Source organism: uncultured Sphingomonas sp. (assembly GCF_964244235.1).
Classification (GTDB): domain Bacteria; phylum Pseudomonadota; class Alphaproteobacteria; order Sphingomonadales; family Sphingomonadaceae; genus Sphingomonas.
Map to the genome: position 1 here is coordinate 24,611 of NZ_CAXTII010000014.1, position 18,144 is coordinate 42,754.

21 protein-coding genes and 2 pseudogenes are annotated in these 18,144 nt (G+C 67.4%); 22 read left to right on the top strand and 1 reads right to left on the bottom strand.

The window, feature by feature from the left end; translation table 11 throughout:
- Positions 1-19 precede the first annotated feature (19 nt).
- The 17 genes and pseudogenes from ACFE7D_RS04420 to ACFE7D_RS04500 all read left to right on the top strand — a co-directional run bounded on the left by ACFE7D_RS04420 (position 20) and on the right by ACFE7D_RS04500 (position 14,781).
- A complete protein-coding gene (locus tag ACFE7D_RS04420; protein WP_375394218.1) occupies positions 20-310 on the top strand; it encodes a DUF1244 domain-containing protein in 291 nt (96 codons plus the stop codon).
- 118 nt (positions 311-428) lie between these two features.
- Entirely contained in the window at positions 429-671 is a 243-nt protein-coding gene (locus ACFE7D_RS04425) for a DUF2312 domain-containing protein (protein ID WP_217430748.1), read from the top strand.
- Between the two features lie 170 nt (positions 672-841).
- Positions 842-1,369: pseudogene (locus ACFE7D_RS04430) on the top strand (DUF1003 domain-containing protein).
- 55 nt (positions 1,370-1,424) lie between these two features.
- Positions 1,425-2,168, top strand: a complete 744-nt coding sequence (locus tag ACFE7D_RS04435) for a YebC/PmpR family DNA-binding transcriptional regulator (RefSeq protein WP_375394219.1) — start codon at positions 1,425-1,427, stop codon at positions 2,166-2,168.
- A 47-nt stretch (positions 2,169-2,215) separates the two neighbouring features.
- Complete coding sequence (locus ACFE7D_RS04440; protein ID WP_375394220.1) at positions 2,216-2,617, top strand: endonuclease domain-containing protein; 402 nt, start codon at positions 2,216-2,218, stop codon at positions 2,615-2,617.
- Entirely contained in the window at positions 2,614-3,102 is a 489-nt protein-coding gene (gene ruvC, locus ACFE7D_RS04445; RefSeq protein ID WP_375394221.1) for a crossover junction endodeoxyribonuclease RuvC, read from the top strand. Before ACFE7D_RS04440 ends, ruvC begins: the two co-directional genes overlap by 4 nt.
- 155 nt (positions 3,103-3,257) lie before the next feature.
- Complete coding sequence (gene ruvA / locus ACFE7D_RS04450) at positions 3,258-3,854, top strand: Holliday junction branch migration protein RuvA (protein ID WP_375394222.1); 597 nt, start codon at positions 3,258-3,260, stop codon at positions 3,852-3,854.
- Between the two features lie 47 nt (positions 3,855-3,901).
- Positions 3,902-4,159 carry a type II toxin-antitoxin system ParD family antitoxin gene (locus ACFE7D_RS04455; protein ID WP_375394223.1) on the top strand — a complete coding sequence of 86 codons (258 nt, stop codon included), beginning with the start codon at positions 3,902-3,904 and terminating at the stop codon, positions 4,157-4,159.
- Positions 4,146-4,436, top strand: a complete 291-nt coding sequence (locus ACFE7D_RS04460) for a type II toxin-antitoxin system RelE/ParE family toxin (RefSeq protein ID WP_375394224.1) — start codon at positions 4,146-4,148, stop codon at positions 4,434-4,436. Before ACFE7D_RS04455 ends, ACFE7D_RS04460 begins: the two co-directional genes overlap by 14 nt.
- Positions 4,433-5,455 (top strand): Holliday junction branch migration DNA helicase RuvB, encoded by a 1,023-nt coding sequence (gene ruvB / locus ACFE7D_RS04465; RefSeq protein WP_375394225.1) that lies wholly within the window; start codon positions 4,433-4,435, stop codon positions 5,453-5,455. Before ACFE7D_RS04460 ends, ruvB begins: the two co-directional genes overlap by 4 nt.
- A 75-nt stretch (positions 5,456-5,530) precedes the next feature.
- Positions 5,531-7,804 (top strand): phosphoenolpyruvate--protein phosphotransferase, encoded by a 2,274-nt coding sequence (gene ptsP, locus ACFE7D_RS04470; protein WP_375394226.1) that lies wholly within the window; start codon positions 5,531-5,533, stop codon positions 7,802-7,804.
- A 98-nt stretch (positions 7,805-7,902) separates the two neighbouring features.
- On the top strand, positions 7,903-8,862 hold the full coding sequence (locus ACFE7D_RS04475; RefSeq protein WP_375394227.1) for a helix-turn-helix domain-containing protein: 960 nt from the start codon (positions 7,903-7,905) through the stop codon (positions 8,860-8,862).
- Between the two features lie 91 nt (positions 8,863-8,953).
- Positions 8,954-9,934 (top strand): tol-pal system YbgF family protein, encoded by a 981-nt coding sequence (locus ACFE7D_RS04480; RefSeq protein ID WP_375394228.1) that lies wholly within the window; start codon positions 8,954-8,956, stop codon positions 9,932-9,934.
- Positions 9,925-10,899 (top strand): tRNA lysidine(34) synthetase TilS, encoded by a 975-nt coding sequence (gene tilS, locus ACFE7D_RS04485; RefSeq protein WP_375394229.1) that lies wholly within the window; start codon positions 9,925-9,927, stop codon positions 10,897-10,899. The genes ACFE7D_RS04480 and tilS overlap by 10 nt, the downstream gene beginning before the upstream one ends.
- A gap of 80 nt (positions 10,900-10,979) precedes the next feature.
- A complete protein-coding gene (gene ftsH / locus ACFE7D_RS04490) occupies positions 10,980-12,944 on the top strand; it encodes an ATP-dependent zinc metalloprotease FtsH (RefSeq protein ID WP_375394230.1) in 1,965 nt (654 codons plus the stop codon).
- Between the two features lie 79 nt (positions 12,945-13,023).
- Positions 13,024-13,404, top strand: coding sequence for a hypothetical protein (locus ACFE7D_RS04495; RefSeq protein WP_375394231.1), 381 nt, complete (start codon positions 13,024-13,026; stop codon positions 13,402-13,404).
- 93 nt (positions 13,405-13,497) lie between these two features.
- Positions 13,498-14,781, top strand: a complete 1,284-nt coding sequence (locus ACFE7D_RS04500) for a glutamate-5-semialdehyde dehydrogenase (RefSeq protein WP_375394232.1) — start codon at positions 13,498-13,500, stop codon at positions 14,779-14,781.
- 16 nt (positions 14,782-14,797) lie between these two features.
- Here ACFE7D_RS04500 and ACFE7D_RS04505 read toward each other — a convergent pair whose 3' ends face one another.
- Positions 14,798-15,091: a hypothetical protein gene (locus ACFE7D_RS04505; protein WP_375394233.1), complete on the bottom strand. Its 294-nt coding sequence runs from the start codon at positions 15,089-15,091 to the stop codon at positions 14,798-14,800.
- Positions 15,092-15,197: 106 nt separating this feature from the next.
- On the opposite strand from ACFE7D_RS04505, the gene ACFE7D_RS04510 reads away from it, so the two are divergent.
- The 5 genes and pseudogenes from ACFE7D_RS04510 to ACFE7D_RS04530 form a co-directional block, all read left to right on the top strand.
- The gene (locus ACFE7D_RS04510; protein ID WP_375394234.1) at positions 15,198-15,809 is read left to right on the top strand and encodes a nicotinate-nucleotide adenylyltransferase; all 612 of its coding nucleotides are present in this window, start codon (positions 15,198-15,200) and stop codon (positions 15,807-15,809) included.
- Positions 15,806-16,222, top strand: coding sequence for a ribosome silencing factor (gene rsfS, locus ACFE7D_RS04515; RefSeq protein ID WP_375394235.1), 417 nt, complete (start codon positions 15,806-15,808; stop codon positions 16,220-16,222). Before ACFE7D_RS04510 ends, rsfS begins: the two co-directional genes overlap by 4 nt.
- Positions 16,222-16,644, top strand: coding sequence for a 23S rRNA (pseudouridine(1915)-N(3))-methyltransferase RlmH (locus ACFE7D_RS04520; protein WP_375394238.1), 423 nt, complete (start codon positions 16,222-16,224; stop codon positions 16,642-16,644). Before rsfS ends, ACFE7D_RS04520 begins: the two co-directional genes overlap by 1 nt.
- Positions 16,645-16,647: 3 nt before the next feature.
- Positions 16,648-17,802, top strand: a complete 1,155-nt coding sequence (locus ACFE7D_RS04525) for a murein hydrolase activator EnvC family protein (RefSeq protein ID WP_375394236.1) — start codon at positions 16,648-16,650, stop codon at positions 17,800-17,802.
- Positions 17,803-17,920: 118 nt separating this feature from the next.
- Positions 17,921-18,144 (top strand): annotated as a pseudogene (locus ACFE7D_RS04530) (peptidase S41); the annotation flags it as partial.

The following is an 18,144-nucleotide window of genomic DNA, read 5'->3' on the forward strand; positions in this document are numbered from 1 at the left end:
CAACCGAGGATGCGTGACGATGACATTGGAACAGATCGACGATGCGACCGCGGCGGCGGCCTTCCGCCGGCTGGTGCTGCACCTGCGCCACCGGAGCGACGCGGAGAATATCGACCTGATGGGGCTTGCGGGCTTCTGCCGCAACTGTCTGTCGGACTGGGTGGCGGAGGCGGGTGCCATCGACAAGGATGCCGCGCGCGAGGCGGTCTACGGCATGCCCTATGCGCAGTGGAAGGCGGCGCACCGGTCCGACGCCACCCCGGAACAGCTTGCACGAATGGCAACGAGCGTGGCGAAGAACGCCGGTTGAGCCGTCCGGGTTAACCGCCTACACGCGCCACCTGCCCAGCGGGAAAACGGATATTTGGGGCGCAGCGAAACGCGTCGGCGAACGGGGACATATGATGGCGGAAGAACGGCAACACGGCATGGGCGGCGGCACGGTCGCCGCGGACGAACTGCGCCTTCTGATCGAGCGCGCGGAACGGCTGGAGGAGGAGAAGAAGGGCATCGCGGACGACATCAAGGACGTGATGGCGGAGGCCAAGGGCCGCGGCTACGATCCCAAGGCGATCCGCAAGATCCTGTCGATCCGCAAGAAGAAGAAGGAAGAATATCAGGAGGAAGAGGCGATCCTGGAGACGTATCTGGCCGCGTTGGGGATGATCTGAACAAGTACCCGGGCTCGTCCCGGGGTCCAGATCGAGCAGCGGTTCGCTTCTGCCTCTGGACGCCGGGACGGGCCCGGCTGGAAAGCGCCGGGCGGACCATGAACGATTTCGGCATGACGAAGGCGGCTTCGGCGACGACCAAGGATCCGGCGGCCAAGAACCCGGCGGCAATGCTGAACGATCTGGCGCACCGGTTGCTCGGCAAGCAGCCCGGCGAACTGGGTGCCGAGGAGCGCCGCGTCTGGCGGGAATCGAGGCGGGCACCATCGTCAGTCGCGACGCGGCCGACGTCGCCGACGAACGATCGACCTTCGGCGAACGATTGTCCGACCGGGTCGCCGCGATCGGTGGGTCGTGGGGCTTCATCATCGCTTTCCAGCTTCGTCCTGCTCGGGTGGATGCTGCTGAATTCGGATATCCTCACGCATTTCGGCGGGGCGTTCGATCCCTTTCCCTACATCTTTCTCAATCTGATTCTCTCCACCGTCGCCGCGATCCAGGCTCCCGTCATCATGATGAGCCAGAACCGCCAATCCGCGAAGGACCGCCTTGCCGCGAGCCTGGATTACGAGACCAATCTGCGTGCCGAACTGGACGTCCTGCGCGTGCACGAAGAGCTCGATCATATCGTGCCGGACCGGCTGTCGGCGCTGGAGGGGAAGATCGACCGGCTGTGCGCAGCGCTGCCCACGGGTTGAGCCGCGCCATCCCAGGGTTTAGGGCTCCTGCCGACAACATCTCGTGGGGTTACGCGTGGCTGGCCATTCCAAGTTCAAGAACATCATGCACCGCAAGGGCGCGCAGGACAAGAAGCGTTCGGGCATGTTCTCCAAGCTCAGCCGTGAAATCACCGTGGCGGCAAAAATGGGTCTGCCCGATCCCGACATGAACCCGCGGCTGCGCGCGGCGATCAACGCCGCCAAGGCGCAGTCGATGCCCAAGGACAATATCCAGCGATCGATCGACAAGGCGGTGAAGGGCGACGCGGAGAATTACGAGGAGATCCGCTACGAGGCGTTCGGCCCGGGCGGCGTGTCGCTGATCGTCGAGACGCTGACCGACAACCGCAATCGTACCGTCACCAACGTCCGAACCGCGATCGGCAAGAACGGCGGCAACCTCGGCGCGCCGGGGTCCGTCAGCCACGCGTTCGACCGGATGGGGCTCATCTCCTACCCGGCCAAGGTGGGCGATGCGGAGAAGGTCTTCGAAGCGGCGCTGGAGGCGGGGGCCGAGGATGTTGCATCCAGCGAAGACGGCCACGAGATCTGGACCGCGGTCGGCGACCTGCACGAAGTGTCGAAGGCGCTGGAGCCGATCCTGGGCGAAGCGGAGGGTGCGAAGCTCGCCTGGCGCCCGCAGACGATGGTAGAGGTGGACGAGGGCGACGCGGCGACATTGTTCAAGCTGATCGACGTGCTCGACGACGATGACGACGTGCAGACGGTGTGGGGGAATTACGAGGTGTCGGACGCGGTGATGGAGCGGTTGGGGTAGTTATTGAAGCCCCTCCCCTTCAGGGGAGGGGTTGGGGTGGGGGACGGATGGTTACGGAAGCTGAACTCCTTGCCTGCGCTCGCGAACTGCGGCGCAATCCCACGGAATGGGAAATCCGTATTTGGCGGTGCATTTCCAATTCGCAGGCCGGGCACAAATTTCGCCGTCAGCATGTGATCTTCCCATACATCTGCGACTTCTTCTGTCCCTCGAAAGGGCTCGTCGTCGAGATCGATGGCGACACGCACGATCCGGTCTCCGACAAGCGGCGCGATGCCCGGCTCGCGACAAAAGGATTTGCGACGATCAGGTTTTCCAATCTCGAAGTCCGTGAAAACCTGGAAGGCGTATTCGCGACGCTCCAAACCGCGTTACAAAGCCGTCCCGATCGCTGGCAGCGAGTCCCCCACCCCAACCCCTCCCCTGAAGGGGAGGGGCTCACATCGTGATCATCCTCGGCCTCGATCCCGGCCTCGGCACCAGCGGCTGGGGGGTCGTGCGCGCGGACGGCAACCGGCTGAGCCACGTCGCCAACGGCCGGATGAAGACCGACAGCGCCGCGCCGCTCCCGCGCCGGCTGGCGCATCTCGATACCATGCTCGCGGCGATCCTCGCCGATCATGCCCCTTCCGCCGCCGCGGTCGAGGAGGTTTTCGTTAATGCCAACCCGCAATCGACGTTGAAGCTGGGGCAGGCGCGGGGCGTCATCCTGCTCGGCGTCGCGCGCGCGGGGATCGAGCCGGGCGAATATGCCGCGCGGCTGGTCAAGAAGGCGGTGGTCGGCGTCGGCAATGCGGAGAAGGCGCAGGTCCATGCCATGGTCGCGCGGCTGTTGCCCGGCGTGAAGATCGACGGGCCGGATGCGGCGGATGCGCTGGCGGTCGCGATCTGCCATGCGCATCATCTGGCGAGCGCGCGGCGGGTTCCGGGATAGGGCTTTCCTACCGCCGCGCGTTCTGTTTATGTCCCACGCATGTCTCGTCGTCCCGATCCTGCCCCTCGCTCGATGGATCGTGCGGTTTCGTGCGGGGCGCGATTCCGACGCGGGCTTGGCGTGTGGTTCGTCCACTTCCGCGGGTTTGTCGCGGCATGATCGCGCATTTGAAGGGCCGGCTCGCCGCGACCGGGATCGACCATGCGGTGATCGATGTCGGCGGCGTCGGCTATCTGGTCGGCGCGTCGGCACGAACCTTGTCCGCGCTCGGCGCGATCGGCGAGGCGGCGATGCTGCATACCGAGCTGCTGGTGTCCCAGGATTCGATCCGCCTCGTCGGCTTCTCCCATGCAGGCGAGCGCGACTGGTTCCGGCTGCTGACGGGGGTGCAGGGGGTGGGCGCGCGCGTGGCGCTGGCGATCCTCTCCGCGTTCGATCCCGCCGACCTGTCGCGTGCGGTGGCGGCACAGGACAAGGCGATGGTCGCGCGGGCGAACGGCGTCGGGCCGAAACTCGCCGAACGCATCGTGCGCGAACTGAAGGACAAGATCGGCGGGATCGCGCTGCCGGTCGGCGGCGGCGCATCGATCGCGCCGGTCGGCGCGGGCGCGGACGCGGTGTCCGCGCTGCTCAATCTGGGCTTCCGCCCTGCGGAGGCGAGCGCCGCGGTGGCGTCGGCTGAGGAGGAACTCGGCGCCGGCGTCGGGCTCGACGCGCTGGTGCGGCTGGCGCTCAGGAAGGCGGCGAAGTGAGCCGGAGGTCGCTGGACGCACCCGCGAGGGGGGCCTATATCGGGAACATGTCGCAGCTCAACCTGTCCCTGCCGGTCGATCTACAGCGCTACGTCGATGCGCGTGTTTCGGATGAGGGTTATGCCGACTCCGCCGATTTCCTGCGCGATCTCATCCGGCGGGATCAGGACGCGTATGAGGCAGATCTCCCCCGGCTTCGTGCTTTGTGGCAGGAAGGCGTTGCGTCGGGCATCGTCGACGCCGAGCCCGAGGATATCCTCGAACAAATCATCGCCGACATTCCTGCCCGGGATGTTGCGGCTTAGGATCGGCGCGACCGCTCGCGCCGACTTGACCGCGATCCGCCGCTACAGCGTCCGCGAATTCGGGTCCGATGTCGCCGATGTCTATTTCCGGGGTTTCGGCAAAGCGTTCGACCTTCTTCGCGCGCATCCATTTGCCGGCACCGTGCGGCACGATATCGGCGCAGGCGCGCTCGTGTATGTCTACCGCAGACACCGTATCCTGTACCGCGTGGAGAACGAACTGATCGTGATCGTACGCATTCTGTACCACGCACAATCATCGCCTGCGAACCAATGACCGACGACCGCCTCCTCACCGCCGCGCGCCAATCCGAGGATATCGACGCCGCGCTGCGCCCGAAATCGCTCGACGATTTCATCGGGCAGCGCGCGGCGCGGGAGAACCTGCGGGTGTTCATCCAGGCGGCAAGGGCGCGTGGCGAGGCGCTGGACCATGTGTTGTTCTTCGGGCCGCCGGGGCTGGGCAAGACGACGCTCGCGCAGATCGTGGCGCGCGAGATGGGGGTGGGGTTCCGTGCCACCTCGGGCCCGGTCATCGCGAAGTCGGGCGATCTCGCGGCGCTGCTCACCAATCTCGAGGATGGCGACGTGCTGTTCATCGACGAGATCCACCGGCTCCAGCCGGCGGTCGAGGAAGTGCTGTATCCCGCGATGGAGGACCGCGCGCTCGACCTGATGATCGGCGAAGGGCCGTCGGCACGATCGGTGCGGATCGACCTGCCGCGCTTCACGCTGGTCGGTGCGACGACGCGGCAAGGGTTGCTGACGACGCCGCTCCGGGACCGGTTCGGCATCCCGGTCAGGCTGCAATTCTACACCGTCGAGGAACTGACCCGCGTCGTCACCCGCGCCGCCGGGCTGCTCGGGCTGGCGATCTCGGCGGACGGCGCAAGCGAGGTCGCGCGGCGGGCGCGAGGCACGCCGCGGATCGCCGGGCGGCTGCTGCGCCGGGTGCGCGATTTCGCGCATGCCGCGGGGCACGATCTGGTCGATGCGAAGGCAGCGGATTCGGCGCTCAACCGGCTGGAGGTCGACGGACTGGGGCTCGACGCGATGGACCGGCGGTATCTGACGATGATCGCCGACATCTATCGCGGCGGCCCGGTCGGGGTGGAAACGCTCGCGGCGGGCCTGAGCGAACCGCGCGATACGGTGGAGGAAGTGATCGAGCCCTATCTCATCCAGCTCGGCCTCGTCGCCCGCACCGCGCGGGGACGCTGCCTGAATGCCGGCGGGTGGAGGCATCTGGGACTGAACCCGCCGCCGGGGTCGCAGGACGGTCTGTTCGATGTGTAGGCCGTCCCGGTCGCGGGCAGGCCGTGATAGCTTTGTTGCGTGGCACCCAAGCCGTCGATCTGTTAGCCGCTAACCATGCCAGTATCCGCCGCCGCCTCCGCTCGCGAGATCCTGACCCGCCTTCACGACGTGATGGCGGGGCGCACCGCACCGCAGGCGAAGCTGAACGCCGTGGTCGGCATCGTCGCGGAGGCTATGAACAGCGAGGTCTGTTCGATCTATCTGCTGCGCGAGGGCGTGCTCGAACTCTATGCGACGCGCGGGCTCGACCAGGCGGCGGTGCATGTCACCAAGCTGGCGCTCGGCGAAGGGCTGGTCGGCATGATCGCGGCGGAGGTCGAGGTGCTGAACCTCGACGAGGCGGCGAGCCACCCGGATTTCGCCTACAAGCCCGAGACCGGCGAGGACCGCTATCACAGCTTTGCCGGCGTCCCGATCATCCGCCGCGAACGTTCGGTCGGCGTGCTGGCGGTCCAGCATTTCGAGACGCGCAAATATGCCGATGTCGAGATCGAGGCGCTTCAGACCGTCGCGATGGTGTTGTCCGAACTGATCGCCAATGCCGGGCTGATCGACGTTGCCGGTACCGGCAATAACCGGGTGCAGTCGACCGCGTCCGCGCGGCTGTCGGGCCAGAAGCTCGTCGACGGCATGGGAGCCGGCTTCGCGGTGTTCCATCAGCCGCGGATCACGATCGAACATACGGTGGCCGAGGACACCGATGCCGAGCGCCGCCGCGTCTACGCCGCGTTCGACAAGATGCGCGAACAGATCGACCGGATCACGCGCGAGGCCGAATTCGGCGTGGCGGGCGAGCATGACGAGGTCATAGCGACCTACAAGATGTTCGCCTATGATGAAGGCTGGACGCGGCGGATCAATGAGGCGATCGACAGCGGGCTGACCGCGGAGGCCGCGATCGAGCGCGTGCAGCAGCGCACCCGGCAACGGATGCGCCAGATCGACGATCCCCTGCTCGCCGACCGGATGCACGATCTGGAGGATCTGTCCAACCGGCTGCTTCGGATCGTGTCGGGCCAGATGGGCACCGCCGCTCAATTGGGGCTGCGCCAGGACACGATCCTGATCGCGCGCAACCTGGGTCCCGCCGAGCTGCTGGAATATGACAAGCGCCGGTTGAAGGGCGTGATTCTGGAGGAGGGGTCGCTGACCGCGCACGTCACCATCGTCGCGCGCGCCATGGGCGTGCCGGTGCTCGGCCGGGTGCGCGATATCCGCCGGGAGATCGCGGAGGGCGACCTGCTGATGCTCGACGTGACCGAGGGTACGGTGTTCGTCCGCCCTTCCACGGCGATGGAGGAGTCGTTCGAGGGGCGTCTCGCGGTCCGGCAGAAACGGCGCGCGGCCTATGCGGCGCTTCGCGACGTGCCGCCGGTGACGAAGGACGGGCATCGCCTGACCTTGATGATCAACGCGGGGCTGCGCGACGATGTCGCGGCGCTGGACATCATGGGTGCTGACGGGATCGGGCTGTTCCGCACCGAATTCCAGTTCCTGGTGTCCGCCACCCTGCCCCAGCGCGAACGCCAGCAGCGGCTTTACAAGGAAGTGCTGGACGCGGCGGGGGACCGTCCCGTGGTATTCCGCACCGTCGATATCGGCGGCGACAAGGCGCTGCCCTATCTGAAGGAGGGCGACGCCGACGAGGAGAACCCGGCGATGGGCTGGCGCGCGCTTCGGCTCGCGCTGGAACGCGGCGGGCTGATGAAAGCGCAGGCGCGCGCATTGCTCGAGGCGGCGGCGGGGCGGACGTTGAACGTGATGTTCCCGATGGTCAGCGAACCATGGGAATTCGACACCGCAAAGGCGCTGTTCGAGGCGCAGCGGGAATGGATGACGAAGCGCGGCAAGCGACCGCCGGCCGCGATCCGCTACGGCGCGATGCTCGAAGTGCCGGGGCTTGCGGAGCAACTCGACATCCTGCTTCCCAGGCTGCAGTTCCTGTCGGTCGGGACGAACGACCTGACGCAGTTCCTGTTCGCCGCGGACCGCGCCAATCCCAAGCTTGCGGATCGATACGACTGGCTGTCGCCGACCATCCTTCGATTCCTCGCGCGCGTCGTCGGGCCGTGCCGCGATGCTGGCGTCGATCTGGCGGTCTGCGGCGAGATGGGCGGGCGTCCGCTGGAGGCGATGGCGCTGATCGGTTTGGGTATCGAACGACTGTCGATCACGCCCGCGGCGATCGGTCCGGTGAAGGCGATGGTCCGGTCGCTCGATCGCGGCACCTTGTCGATCCATCTGAAGGCGCTGCTGGCCGATCCCCCGCGCGACATGCGCGGCGCGCTGACGGCTTGGGCGATCGCGAACGGAGTCGAACTGGCCTGATTGGGCGACGGGCGGTCCGCGGCGCGTTGACACGCCAGGGGCGCTCTGAAAGACAAGCTGTGCGGTGCCGCCGGGACGCGCCGCTACCGGAGACGCGAATGGACGACGGCGAAGTTCGCCAGCCCGAAACGGCACAGCCGCTTGCGACGGTCGGCGCCTCGCTGCGCCGCGCGCGCGAGGGGAAGGGCTTGTCGCTGGCGGATGTCGCCGCGCAGACGCGGATCCCGCTGCGTCACCTGGTCGCCGTCGAGCAAGGCGATTATAGCGCGCTGCCGTCGCCGACCTATGCTGTGGGTTTCGCCAAGGGCTATGCCCGAGCGGTCGGGGCCGACGAAGTGGCGGTCGCGCAGGCGGTCCGTGTCGAGGTCGATCGCGCCGGCCCCCGCGTGCCCGAATATGTTCCCTATGAAGCCCCCGATCCTGCGCGCGTCCCCTCGCGCGGCATCGCGATCGTCGGGCTGGGCCTGGCGCTGGCGATCCTGATCCTCGGCAGTCTTTGGTACGGTACGAGTATCTTTCGCGGCGGTGGCGACGATGGCGTCGCGTCCGCGCCCGCCGCCGCGCCGACCGCGCCCGCCGCCAGGCCCGTTCCGGCGGCACCTACCGGCGGCCAGGTCGTGCTGACCGCCAGCGACGATGTCTGGATGCGTGTCTACGATGCCGACAACAAGACGCTGTACCTCGGCACGATGAAGCCGGGGGAGGCCTTCAAGGTGCCGGCGGCGGCGAAGGATCCGATGATCAATGTCGGCCGCCCGGACAAGCTGGCCGTCACGCTCGACGGCAAGCCCGTTCCCTCGCTTGGCAGGGGAGAGCGCGCGATCAAGGACGTGAAGGTCGGCGGTACCGCGATCGCCGCGCGTCTTGCCGGCGGGGCGACGACGCCGGCACCGGACGCGTCCTCCACGCCGCAGTCGTCGGTGCACCGTTCGGGTGAGACGCACCGCGACGGCAAGGCGGGCAAGTCGCACAAGGCACCGCTGACCGAGACGCAGCGGGCCAACATCGACTCCGCCGCGCACCCGCCCGCCGCGACGGGAAATATATCGGCGCCGTGAGGAACGCGGACAATGACCGACGACACGGCGGCGCTTCGACGATATGGGACGCTGCGTTGCGATATCGGGACCAAACCGGGGGGTGTGACCTATGCGTAGATATTCATTGGCGGTCCTTGCCGCTTCGGCGACGCTGCTGCCGGGGGCGGCGACCGCGCAGGCCAGCCTGGACGGGCGCGTCGGCAAACTCGAAAGCGAGATGCACGCGGTCCAGCGCAAGGTGTTTCCCGGCGGTGCGAACCAGACCGTGCAGCCGGACATCGCCCCGCCGTCCGCAACCGGCGATCCGTCGATCGGCACGCCGGCGTCGAGCCCGGTGGCCGATCTGACCGCGCGCGTCGGTTCGCTTGAACAGCAGATGGCCACCGTCACCGGCCAGGCCGAACAGAACCAGTATAAACTGCGCCTGATGCAGGAGCAGTTCGATGCGTACAAGCGAACGACCGATGCACGGTTCGCGACGCTGGCGACCGGGGCACCGACGGGCGCGCCGGCGGCGACGGCGGGTGGCGGCGACGACGCGCTGCCGACGCGCATGCCGCCTGCCAAAGCGACGCGCGGCGGCGGCAATACCGGTGGCTCGACCAGGTCGGGCGCGGCCAGGGACAGCGGACCGGCCAAGGCCACGCGCGATCCCGAGCATGCCGATGCGGTCGCCGCGGTGGAGAAGCCGGCGACCGGCGATGCGACCGAGGACGCCTATCTCTACGGTTATCGGCTTTGGCAGGCGAAGCTGTATCCGGAAGCCGAGACCCAGCTGAAAAAGGTCGTGGCGGATTATCCCAGGAGCCGCCGCGCAAGCTATGCACAGAACCTGCTCGGCCGGTCCTATCTCGACGAGGGCAAGCCGAGCCTCGCGTCGATGGCGTTCTACGACAATTACAAGAAGATGCCCGATGGCGAGCGGGCACCGGAAAGCCTGCTCTATCTGGGCCAGTCGTTGACGAAGCTCGATAAGCCGGCCGATGCGTGCAAGGTCTATTCCGAGCTGACCGATGTCTATGGCGGCAAGATATCGGCCGGCATGAAGGCGGATGTCGCAAAGGGACGCGCCGCCGCCAAGTGCCAATAGCGCCGGACGCGCCCGAAATCGGCCGTTTCGCCGCCGATCTGACGCGGTTGTGCGGCGAAGGCCCCGTCCTGCTGGCGGTGTCGGGCGGGTCGGACAGCATGGCGATGCTGGCCCTTGCCATGGGTATGCGCGCCGGCGTCATGGTCGCGACCGTCGATCACGGACTCCGTGCGGATGCCGCGGTGGAGGCGGCGATGGTGGCGGCAATCTGCGCCGATCACGGCCTTTCGCATGCGACGCTTCGGCCCGCCGGATCGATCGGGGGCGCCAGCCTGCAGGCGCGCGCGCGCCAGGCCCGTTACGTGCTGCTGGCCGGTCACGCGCGGTCGGTCGGTGCTGCCGCCATCGTCACCGCGCATCATGTCGACGACCAGGCGGAGACACTGTTGATGCGCGCTGGCCGCGGGGCGGGGCTTTCGGGGATGGCGGGCATCCGGTCGCGCGTGGTAATCGAGGGCATGCCGGTCATTCGACCGCTCCTCGACTGGCGGCGCGCTGAACTGCGCGGCGTCGTTCGCCGCGCCGGGTTGCGCTTCGTCGACGATCCCGCGAACGCCGATCCGCGCCACGACCGGACTCGCTATCGCCGGTTGCTCGAGGAGAACGAATGGCTCGACCCGCTGCGCCTCGCTCACACCGCAAGCGCATTGGCCGAGGCGGACAGCGACGTGCGGACGATGACCGACTGGCTGTGGCGGGAACGGGCGACGCAGGGCGATACCGAGGTGACGCTTGCCATCGACGACCTGCCCCGCGAATGGCGTCGCCGTCTCGTCCGGCGCGCCGTCGCCGCGGTGCGGATCGCGGCGGGGATCGACGCGCCCGAATGGCCCGAGTCGGCGGACGTCGAATCCGTGCTGGCGATGCTAAGCGATGGTCGCCAGACGACACGCGGCGGTGTCCTGGCGAGCGCGCGTGGGCCGCATTGGCGGTTCCGTCTCGCCCCCGCGCGGCGAACGGGTTGATTTGGCGGACGCGGTATCCTTTGTTCCATTGCCATTAACCGCTGCGCGCTTATCTTGAAGACCGAAAGGTACATGCGCGCATGAACGAGAACGACAAGCAGCCCGATGGCGGCAATGGCGGCAATCCCTGGATGAAAAGCCTGCTGATCTGGGTCGGCGTGCTGCTCGCGCTTGCGATGTTCGTGACGCTGTTCGACGGCGGGCACACCGCGGCGGGCAGCGGCAATGCGATCGCCTATTCGGCGTTCCTCGACAAGATCGACGAAGGCACCGTGAAGGACGTGGCGATCAGTCGCGACGTCATCAGCGGTACGCTGACGTCGGGCGAGAAGTTCAAGACGCAGGCGATGCCGCAGGGCGACGGCGCGCTGGTGCCGACGCTTCGCAAGAAGAACGTCACGTTCAGCATCAGGGCAGACGAAGGCACATCGATCTGGATGGTGCTGCTGTACCAGTCGCTGCCGATCCTGCTGATGTTCGGCGTCGGCTTCTTCGTGCTTCGCCAGATGCAGAAGGGTTCCGGGTCGGGCGCGATGGGCTTCGGCAAGAGCCGCGCGAAGATGTTGACGCAAAAGGAGGGTCGTGTGACCTTCGAAGACGTCGCCGGCATCGACGAAGCGCGCGAGGAACTCGAGGAGATCGTCGAGTTCCTGAAGGACCCGACCAAATTCGCGCGGCTCGGTGGCAAGATCCCCAAGGGCGCGTTGCTGGTCGGCTCGCCAGGTACCGGCAAGACGCTGCTCGCCCGCGCGATCGCCGGTGAGGCGGGTGTGCCGTTCTTCACCATATCGGGTTCGGATTTCGTCGAGATGTTCGTCGGCGTCGGTGCGAGCCGGGTACGCGACATGTTCGAGCAGGCGAAGAAGAGCGCGCCGTGCATCGTGTTCATCGACGAAATCGATGCGGTCGGCCGTCACCGTGGCGCAGGCCTGGGCAATGGCAATGACGAGCGCGAACAGACGCTGAACCAGTTGCTGGTCGAGATGGACGGTTTCGAGGCGAACGAAGGCATCATCATCATCGCCGCGACCAACCGTCCCGACGTACTCGACCCTGCGTTGTTGCGGCCGGGCCGGTTCGATCGCCAGGTGGTCGTGCCGCGGCCGGATATCGAGGGCCGCGTGAAGATCCTCGAAGTGCATATGAAGAAGGTGCCGCTGGCGCCCGACGTCGATTCACGCACCATCGCGCGCGGCACGCCGGGTTTCTCGGGCGCCGACCTGGCCAACCTGGTCAACGAGGCCGCGCTGACCGCAGCACGCAAGGGCAAGCGCCTGGTCGCGATGGCGGAGTTCGAAGAGGCCAAGGACAAGGTCATGATGGGCGCCGAACGGCGTTCGATGGTCATGACCGACGACGAGAAGCGCATGACCGCCTATCATGAGGCGGGGCACGCGATCGTGTCGATCCATGAACTGGCGTCGGATCCGATCCATAAGGCGACAATCATCCCGCGCGGCCGGGCGCTGGGCATGGTTATGCGGCTGCCGGAGCGCGATTCGTACAGCTATCACCGCGACAAGATGTACGCAAATCTGGCGGTTGCGATGGGTGGTCGCGTCGCGGAAGAAGTGATCTTCGGCTACGACAAGGTGTCGTCGGGCGCGTCGTCGGATATTCAATATGCGACGGGTCTCGCACGCGACATGGTCACCAAATGGGGCATGTCGGACAAGGTTGGACCTGTGGAATACGCGCAACCCGAGGGCGAGAGCTTCCTTGGCTATTCGTCGTCGCAGCCTGTCCGTATGTCGAACCAGACCGCGCAGCTGATCGATGATGAGATCAAGACGATCGTCGAAGGTGGCCTGAACCGTGCCAAGCAGTTGCTGACCGATCATGTCGATCAGCTCCATCTGCTGGCGGGTGCGTTGCTGGAATATGAGACGCTGTCGGGCGACGAGATCAAGAAGCTGATCGCCGGCGACGATATCGGTCGTGTCGATCAAGGGCCAACTCGGTCGGTGCCGCGTGCCGGGACGTCGATCCCGAAGACGCGTCGCCCGAGCGGCCCGTTCGGCTCGCCAACCCCGCTGGGCGCATAACCAGCCCCGCCGCGACCGGTTCAGCCGCGCGACAGGGACAGGACGGTAGTCGGCGGCATCCCCTTTCGGAGTGCCGTCGATGTCGTCCAGATTTCCGATCGTCCTTGTCCTGTCCGCTGCGGCTGCGATGGCGATCGCGACACCGGCGATGGCTGCGATGAGCGTGGCGACATTCCTCGCCAGGGCGGAGCCGCTTCGTGCCAATCCGCTGATGGCGCTCACGTCGCCCGACTATCCCGTGCTGAAAGCCGAGGCGGCCACCGCGACGCATCAGTTGCGTGCCGAGGGCGAGGCCCGCCGTGTCGCCGGCAAGACCCCGGTCGTCTGTATTCCGGAGGGGCAGTCGATCGGAATCATGGAAATGCTCGACGGCCTGGCTGCGCTGTCGCCTGCGGAAAAACGCCTGCCGCTCAAGGACGGCTATGCGCATGTGCTGGCCAGGACATATCCCTGCCATTGACGCGCCGATTATCGACGATACCCGACGCATTGTGACCGGATAGCAAGCGTTCGGATGGCTTGAAAGGGTGGGGCGTGGTAGGGCGTGTCCGCCATGGCACGCGACGACCCCTCCACGATGCCGGCCCCGACGCCGGATATGCTGATCGCCGGAATGACCGGCCGGGCGCGGACTGCCGCCCGATCGCTGGCGGCGACGTCGTGCGAGCGAAAGGCTGACGCGTTGCACCGTGCCGCCGCGGAGATCCGCATCGCGACGGATGAAATCTGCGCGGCCAATGCCGACGATATGGCGAGCGCGGAAGCACAAGGACTATCGGTTGCGATGCTCGACCGCCTGCGGCTCGACCCTGCACGGCTATCCGCCGCCGCCGACGGGATCGAGGCCGTAGCCGCGCTTGCCGATCCCGTCGGCCAGGTGATCGATTCGCGCGATCGGCCCAACGGCTTGCGGCTTGAACGGGTGCGCGTGCCGATCGGCGTCATCGGCATCATCTACGAAAGCCGCCCCAACGTCACTGCGGATGCAGCGGCGCTGTGCGTGATGGCCGGCAATGCGGTCCTCCTGCGCGGCGGTAGCGAAGCTTTGGCGAGCAACCGTGCGATCCACGCCGCATTCGTTCGCGGGTTGGTCAGCGTCGGCGTCCCGGCGGATTCGGTGCAACTGGTACCGATCGCCGACCGTGCGGCGGTCGGGGCGATGCTGACGGCGGAGGGTGCGATCGACCTCGTCATCCCGCGCGGCGGCAAGAGCCTGGTCGCGCGCGTCCAGGCCGAGGCGCGCGTGCCGGTGCTGGCGCATCTGGACGGGATCAACCATGTCTATGTCGATGCGTCCGCCGACCCGGCGATGGCGGAGGCGATCGTGGTGAACGCGAAGATGCGGCGCACCGGCGTATGCGGCGCGATGGAGACATTGCTGATCGACCGCGATTACCCTGACACGGTGGCGCTGGTCGAGCGCCTGTTGGCGGCGGGATGCGCGGTTCGGGGCGATGCGACCGCTCGCGCCAAGGTATCCGGAGTCACGCTGGCGGACGACGCGGATTGGGACACCGAATATCTCGACGCGATCGCCTCGGTCGCGGTGGTGGACGGTGTCGAGGGGGCCATCGCCCATATCGCGCGCCACGGATCGCACCATACCGATGCGATCGTCGCGGCGGACGCGATCGTCGCGGATCGGTTCCTGGCCGCGGTCGATTCCGCGATCGTGCTGTGGAACGCCTCGACCCAGTTCGCGGATGGCGGCGAGTTCGGGCTGGGCGGGGAGATCGGCATCGCGACGGGCCGACTGCACGCCCGCGGGCCGGTTGCGCTGGAGGGGCTGACGACGTATAAATGGGTCGGGCGCGGTACGGGGCAGGTTCGGGGTTGATGCGGTATCGGCTTGGTTATACACTCCGCTCGTGAACGCGCCCGCCAAAATCACCGCCTCGCTGGATGCCGGGACATCGGCACCGGTCGATCGTCCTGCGCTTTCGAGAGGCATCTCCGGTGCGCAATTCGCAGCGGAAGCGATCCGGCGCGTTGCAGGAACCGAGGCTGATTTCGACGCCTTCATCCAGGTGGGAATAGATGCGGCAGATCGCGGCGAATTGATCGATCATGCCGAGGTGACGGCCGAACTCGATGCAATGATCGCGAAACACCGCGCACGATGACGCACGTCCGGTGGACTGCGCCATCGCTTGGTGATCTTCGGCGAATTGATGGGTGGTCAACGCAGGAAACGGGTCCGGATTTCGCGATGTCGCGTGTCTATCACGAGCGTGAGGACTGGCAGCTCGAATCTTGACCCGCACCGGCCTGCTCGGCGGATCGTTCAACCCCGCGCACTGCGGCCACCGTCGGATCACGCTCGCCGCGATCGATGCGTTGGCGCTAGACGAGGCATGGTGGCTGGTGTCGCCCGGCAATCCGCTGAAGCCTGCCGCGGGTATGGCACCGCTGGCAGCACGCCTGGCATCGGCCAAGGCGATGGCCAGGCGCGCGCCGATCCGGGCGACCGATATCGAGGCGCGGCTTGGCACGCGCTACACGCTCGACACGATCCGCGCGTTGAAACGTCGCTACCCCAGGCGGCGGTTCATATGGCTGATGGGCGCGGACAATCTGGCGCAGTTCCACCGCTGGCGCGGCTGGCGTCGGATCGCACGGACGATCCCGATTGCGGTGATCGCGCGTCCGGGGTATGATGACGGCGTCCTCGCGGCCCCCGCGATGGCCTGGTTGCGGCGGTTTCGACAGCCCGCAGACAGTGCTGAGACCTGGACGACGTGGAGATTGCCGGCGATCGTGCTGTTGCGCTTCCGCCCCGACCCGACCTCCGCGACGCGAATCCGTGCGGCCAATCCCGGCTGGATCAGCGTCTTTGTCGATCCGCCGTCCCAGGAGTTGTCTTGACCTCGTCCACCCTACGTCCCGCCGATTCCGCCGAAAGCCAGGCGATCCACGACCTCGTCCTCGCCAGTCTCGACGACGATCAGGCGGTCGAGCCGATCTCGATCCCGCTGGCCGGCAAATCGTCGATCGCGGACCATATGGTCATCGCGAGCGGCCGCTCGACCCGCCAGGTCGCATCGATGGCGGCGAAGCTGGCCGAGCGGATCAAGGGCGAGTTCGGTCGGCATTGCCGGATCGAGGGCCTGCCGACCGCCGATTGGGTGCTGATCGATGCGGGCGACGTCATCATCCACCTGTTCCGGCCCGAGGTGCGCAGCTTCTACAATCTGGAACGGATGTGGTCGTTCGGCGACGCGCCGCCTGCCTCGCAGGCAATCGGTCAGGCACCTGCGCCGCAGATGGGCCAGGCCTGATCCAGCTGCATATCGTCGCGCGCGGCCGGATCGGGCGTTTGCCCGAGGCGGAGTTGGTCGATCGCTATATGAAGCGGATCGCGTGGCCGACGAAGCTGACCGAATTGCCCGACCAGGGGGGTAAAGCGCCGCCGCTGGCAATGGCCACGAAGCGCGTGCTGCTCGACGAGAAGGGCGAGATGCTCGGCTCGGTCGCGTTCGCGGAGCGGCTTGGACGGTGGCGCGACGAGGGTGTTCGCGAGGCGCGGTTCGAGATCGGCGCGGCGGACGGGTTCGACGCCGCCGCCCGGGCGGATGCGGACCTGTTGCTGTCGTTCGGCCGCGCGACCTGGCCGCATCTGCTCGCCCGCGCGATGCTGGCCGAGCAATTGTTTCGCGTGACCAGCATCCTTGCCAATCATCCCTATCACCGCGAGGGTTAGCCGATGCGGGGGCGGATCATCATCGTGGCGGCGGGGTTGCTGGCGGCCGGTAGCGGCGCGCAGCAGACGGCCGGTGACGATCGCCGGCGCCTGATCCTCGCCAAGCAGCAGGCGGCCGTCGCGCAGGCGCGGGCGACGCAGCTCGAACAGGCGGCATCCGGCGAACGCAGCGCAGCGGATAGCGCGCGGGCGCAGGAGGCGGTGCTCGGCGCGCGTGTGCGGGCCGCCGAGGCGGGGCTGGCGGCGGCGCAGGCGCGCGCGGCCTTGGTCGATCGGCTGCTGGAGGCGCAGCGCGCGCGGCTTGGCGTTGCGCAGATGCCGATCGCACGGCTGCTGGCGGCACTCGAATCGCTCGCCGGTGGACCGACCGTCGTCGCGATCGCGCAACCGGGATCGGTCGACGACCTCATCCACGTCCGTGCGGTCCTGGGAACGGCACTGCCCAATGTGCAGGCGCGTACCGCCGATATGCGTACGGAAGTGGCGACGACGCGGGCATTGCAGGCGAGTGCGCTGCTCGCGGCGCAGGCGTCGCAGGACAGCCGCGCAGCTCTGGAGCGCGACCGCACCGCGCTCGCGGTATTGGGCGCGCAGCATCGCCAGCGCGCGACCGCACTCGGCCGGACCGCGATCGGCGAATCGGACCGTGCGCTGGCGCTCGGCGAACAGGCGCGCGACCTGGTCGACCGGATGCAGGAAAGCGATACCGCCGTCGCGACCGCTGCCCAGCTGATGCGGCTCGACGGCCCCCGGCCGCGACCGGGCACGCCTGCGACGTCGACGACGTCGGTGACCGACGCCTATCGCCTGCCGGTCGCGGGCCGGCTGGTCACGGGCCTGGCCGAGATCTCGAACAACGGCGTGCGGTCGCGCGGGCTGACCTTTGCGGTCGCTTCGGCGGCCATGGTCCGCGTACCGGCGGCCGGGACGATCCGCTATGCGCGGCGCTTCCGTGATTACGGGACGATCGTCATCATCGATCATGGCGATGGCTGGACCAGCCTGGTCACCGGGCTCGGCAGCGTCGATGTCGCGCCCGGGATGCGGGTCGCGGTAGGCGCGCCGATCGGCCGCGCGGCGACGGGCGAGGAGCCGCGGATCGCGGTCGAACTGCGCCGTCGCGGTCGCCCGGTCGATATCGCCGCGCTGATCGGATGAACCCCCGCTCCCAACGTCTGGTCATGCAATGTTCAGCGCCGCGGTGCTTTGCTCGACACTCTTAAAGCGGCTAAGGTTTGCATCGACCGATCGTCGGGCCGTTTTTCCAGGAATGAAGATGCCTCGTCCCCTGCTTACCGCGACCGCCATCGTCGCCGCGCTGACCGCCCTCCCGGTTGCGACCGCCGCGATGGCCGCGGTGGATACCGATACGTACCGCGAGTTCGACCAGTTCATCGACGTCTTCAACCGGGTGAAGGCGGATTATGTCGACAAGGTCGATGACAAGACGTTGATCAAGGGCGCGATCCAGGGAATGCTGGCGGCGCTCGATCCGCATTC

What these genes read in the sequence shown, in the direction of transcription:
- ruvA (WP_375394222.1), top strand. Translation starts at nt 3,258, where the DNA reads ATGATCGCGCATTTGAAGGGCCGGCTCGCCGCGACCGGGATCGACCAT.
- ACFE7D_RS04525 (WP_375394236.1), top strand. Translation starts at nt 16,648, where the DNA reads ATGCGGGGGCGGATCATCATCGTGGCGGCGGGGTTGCTGGCGGCCGGT.
- ACFE7D_RS04500 (WP_375394232.1), top strand. Translation starts at nt 13,498, where the DNA reads ATGGCACGCGACGACCCCTCCACGATGCCGGCCCCGACGCCGGATATG.
- ACFE7D_RS04495 (WP_375394231.1), top strand. Translation starts at nt 13,024, where the DNA reads ATGTCGTCCAGATTTCCGATCGTCCTTGTCCTGTCCGCTGCGGCTGCG.
- ACFE7D_RS04425 (WP_217430748.1), top strand. Translation starts at nt 429, where the DNA reads ATGGGCGGCGGCACGGTCGCCGCGGACGAACTGCGCCTTCTGATCGAG.
- ftsH (WP_375394230.1), top strand. Translation starts at nt 10,980, where the DNA reads ATGAACGAGAACGACAAGCAGCCCGATGGCGGCAATGGCGGCAATCCC.
- ACFE7D_RS04460 (WP_375394224.1), top strand. Translation starts at nt 4,146, where the DNA reads ATGTTGCGGCTTAGGATCGGCGCGACCGCTCGCGCCGACTTGACCGCG.
- ptsP (WP_375394226.1), top strand. Translation starts at nt 5,531, where the DNA reads ATGCCAGTATCCGCCGCCGCCTCCGCTCGCGAGATCCTGACCCGCCTT.
- ruvB (WP_375394225.1), top strand. Translation starts at nt 4,433, where the DNA reads ATGACCGACGACCGCCTCCTCACCGCCGCGCGCCAATCCGAGGATATC.
- ACFE7D_RS04505 (WP_375394233.1), bottom strand. Translation starts at nt 15,091, where the DNA reads ATGGCGCAGTCCACCGGACGTGCGTCATCGTGCGCGGTGTTTCGCGAT.
- ACFE7D_RS04420 (WP_375394218.1), top strand. Translation starts at nt 20, where the DNA reads ATGACATTGGAACAGATCGACGATGCGACCGCGGCGGCGGCCTTCCGC.
- ACFE7D_RS04455 (WP_375394223.1), top strand. Translation starts at nt 3,902, where the DNA reads ATGTCGCAGCTCAACCTGTCCCTGCCGGTCGATCTACAGCGCTACGTC.
- ACFE7D_RS04480 (WP_375394228.1), top strand. Translation starts at nt 8,954, where the DNA reads ATGCGTAGATATTCATTGGCGGTCCTTGCCGCTTCGGCGACGCTGCTG.
- ACFE7D_RS04475 (WP_375394227.1), top strand. Translation starts at nt 7,903, where the DNA reads ATGGACGACGGCGAAGTTCGCCAGCCCGAAACGGCACAGCCGCTTGCG.
- ACFE7D_RS04440 (WP_375394220.1), top strand. Translation starts at nt 2,216, where the DNA reads ATGGTTACGGAAGCTGAACTCCTTGCCTGCGCTCGCGAACTGCGGCGC.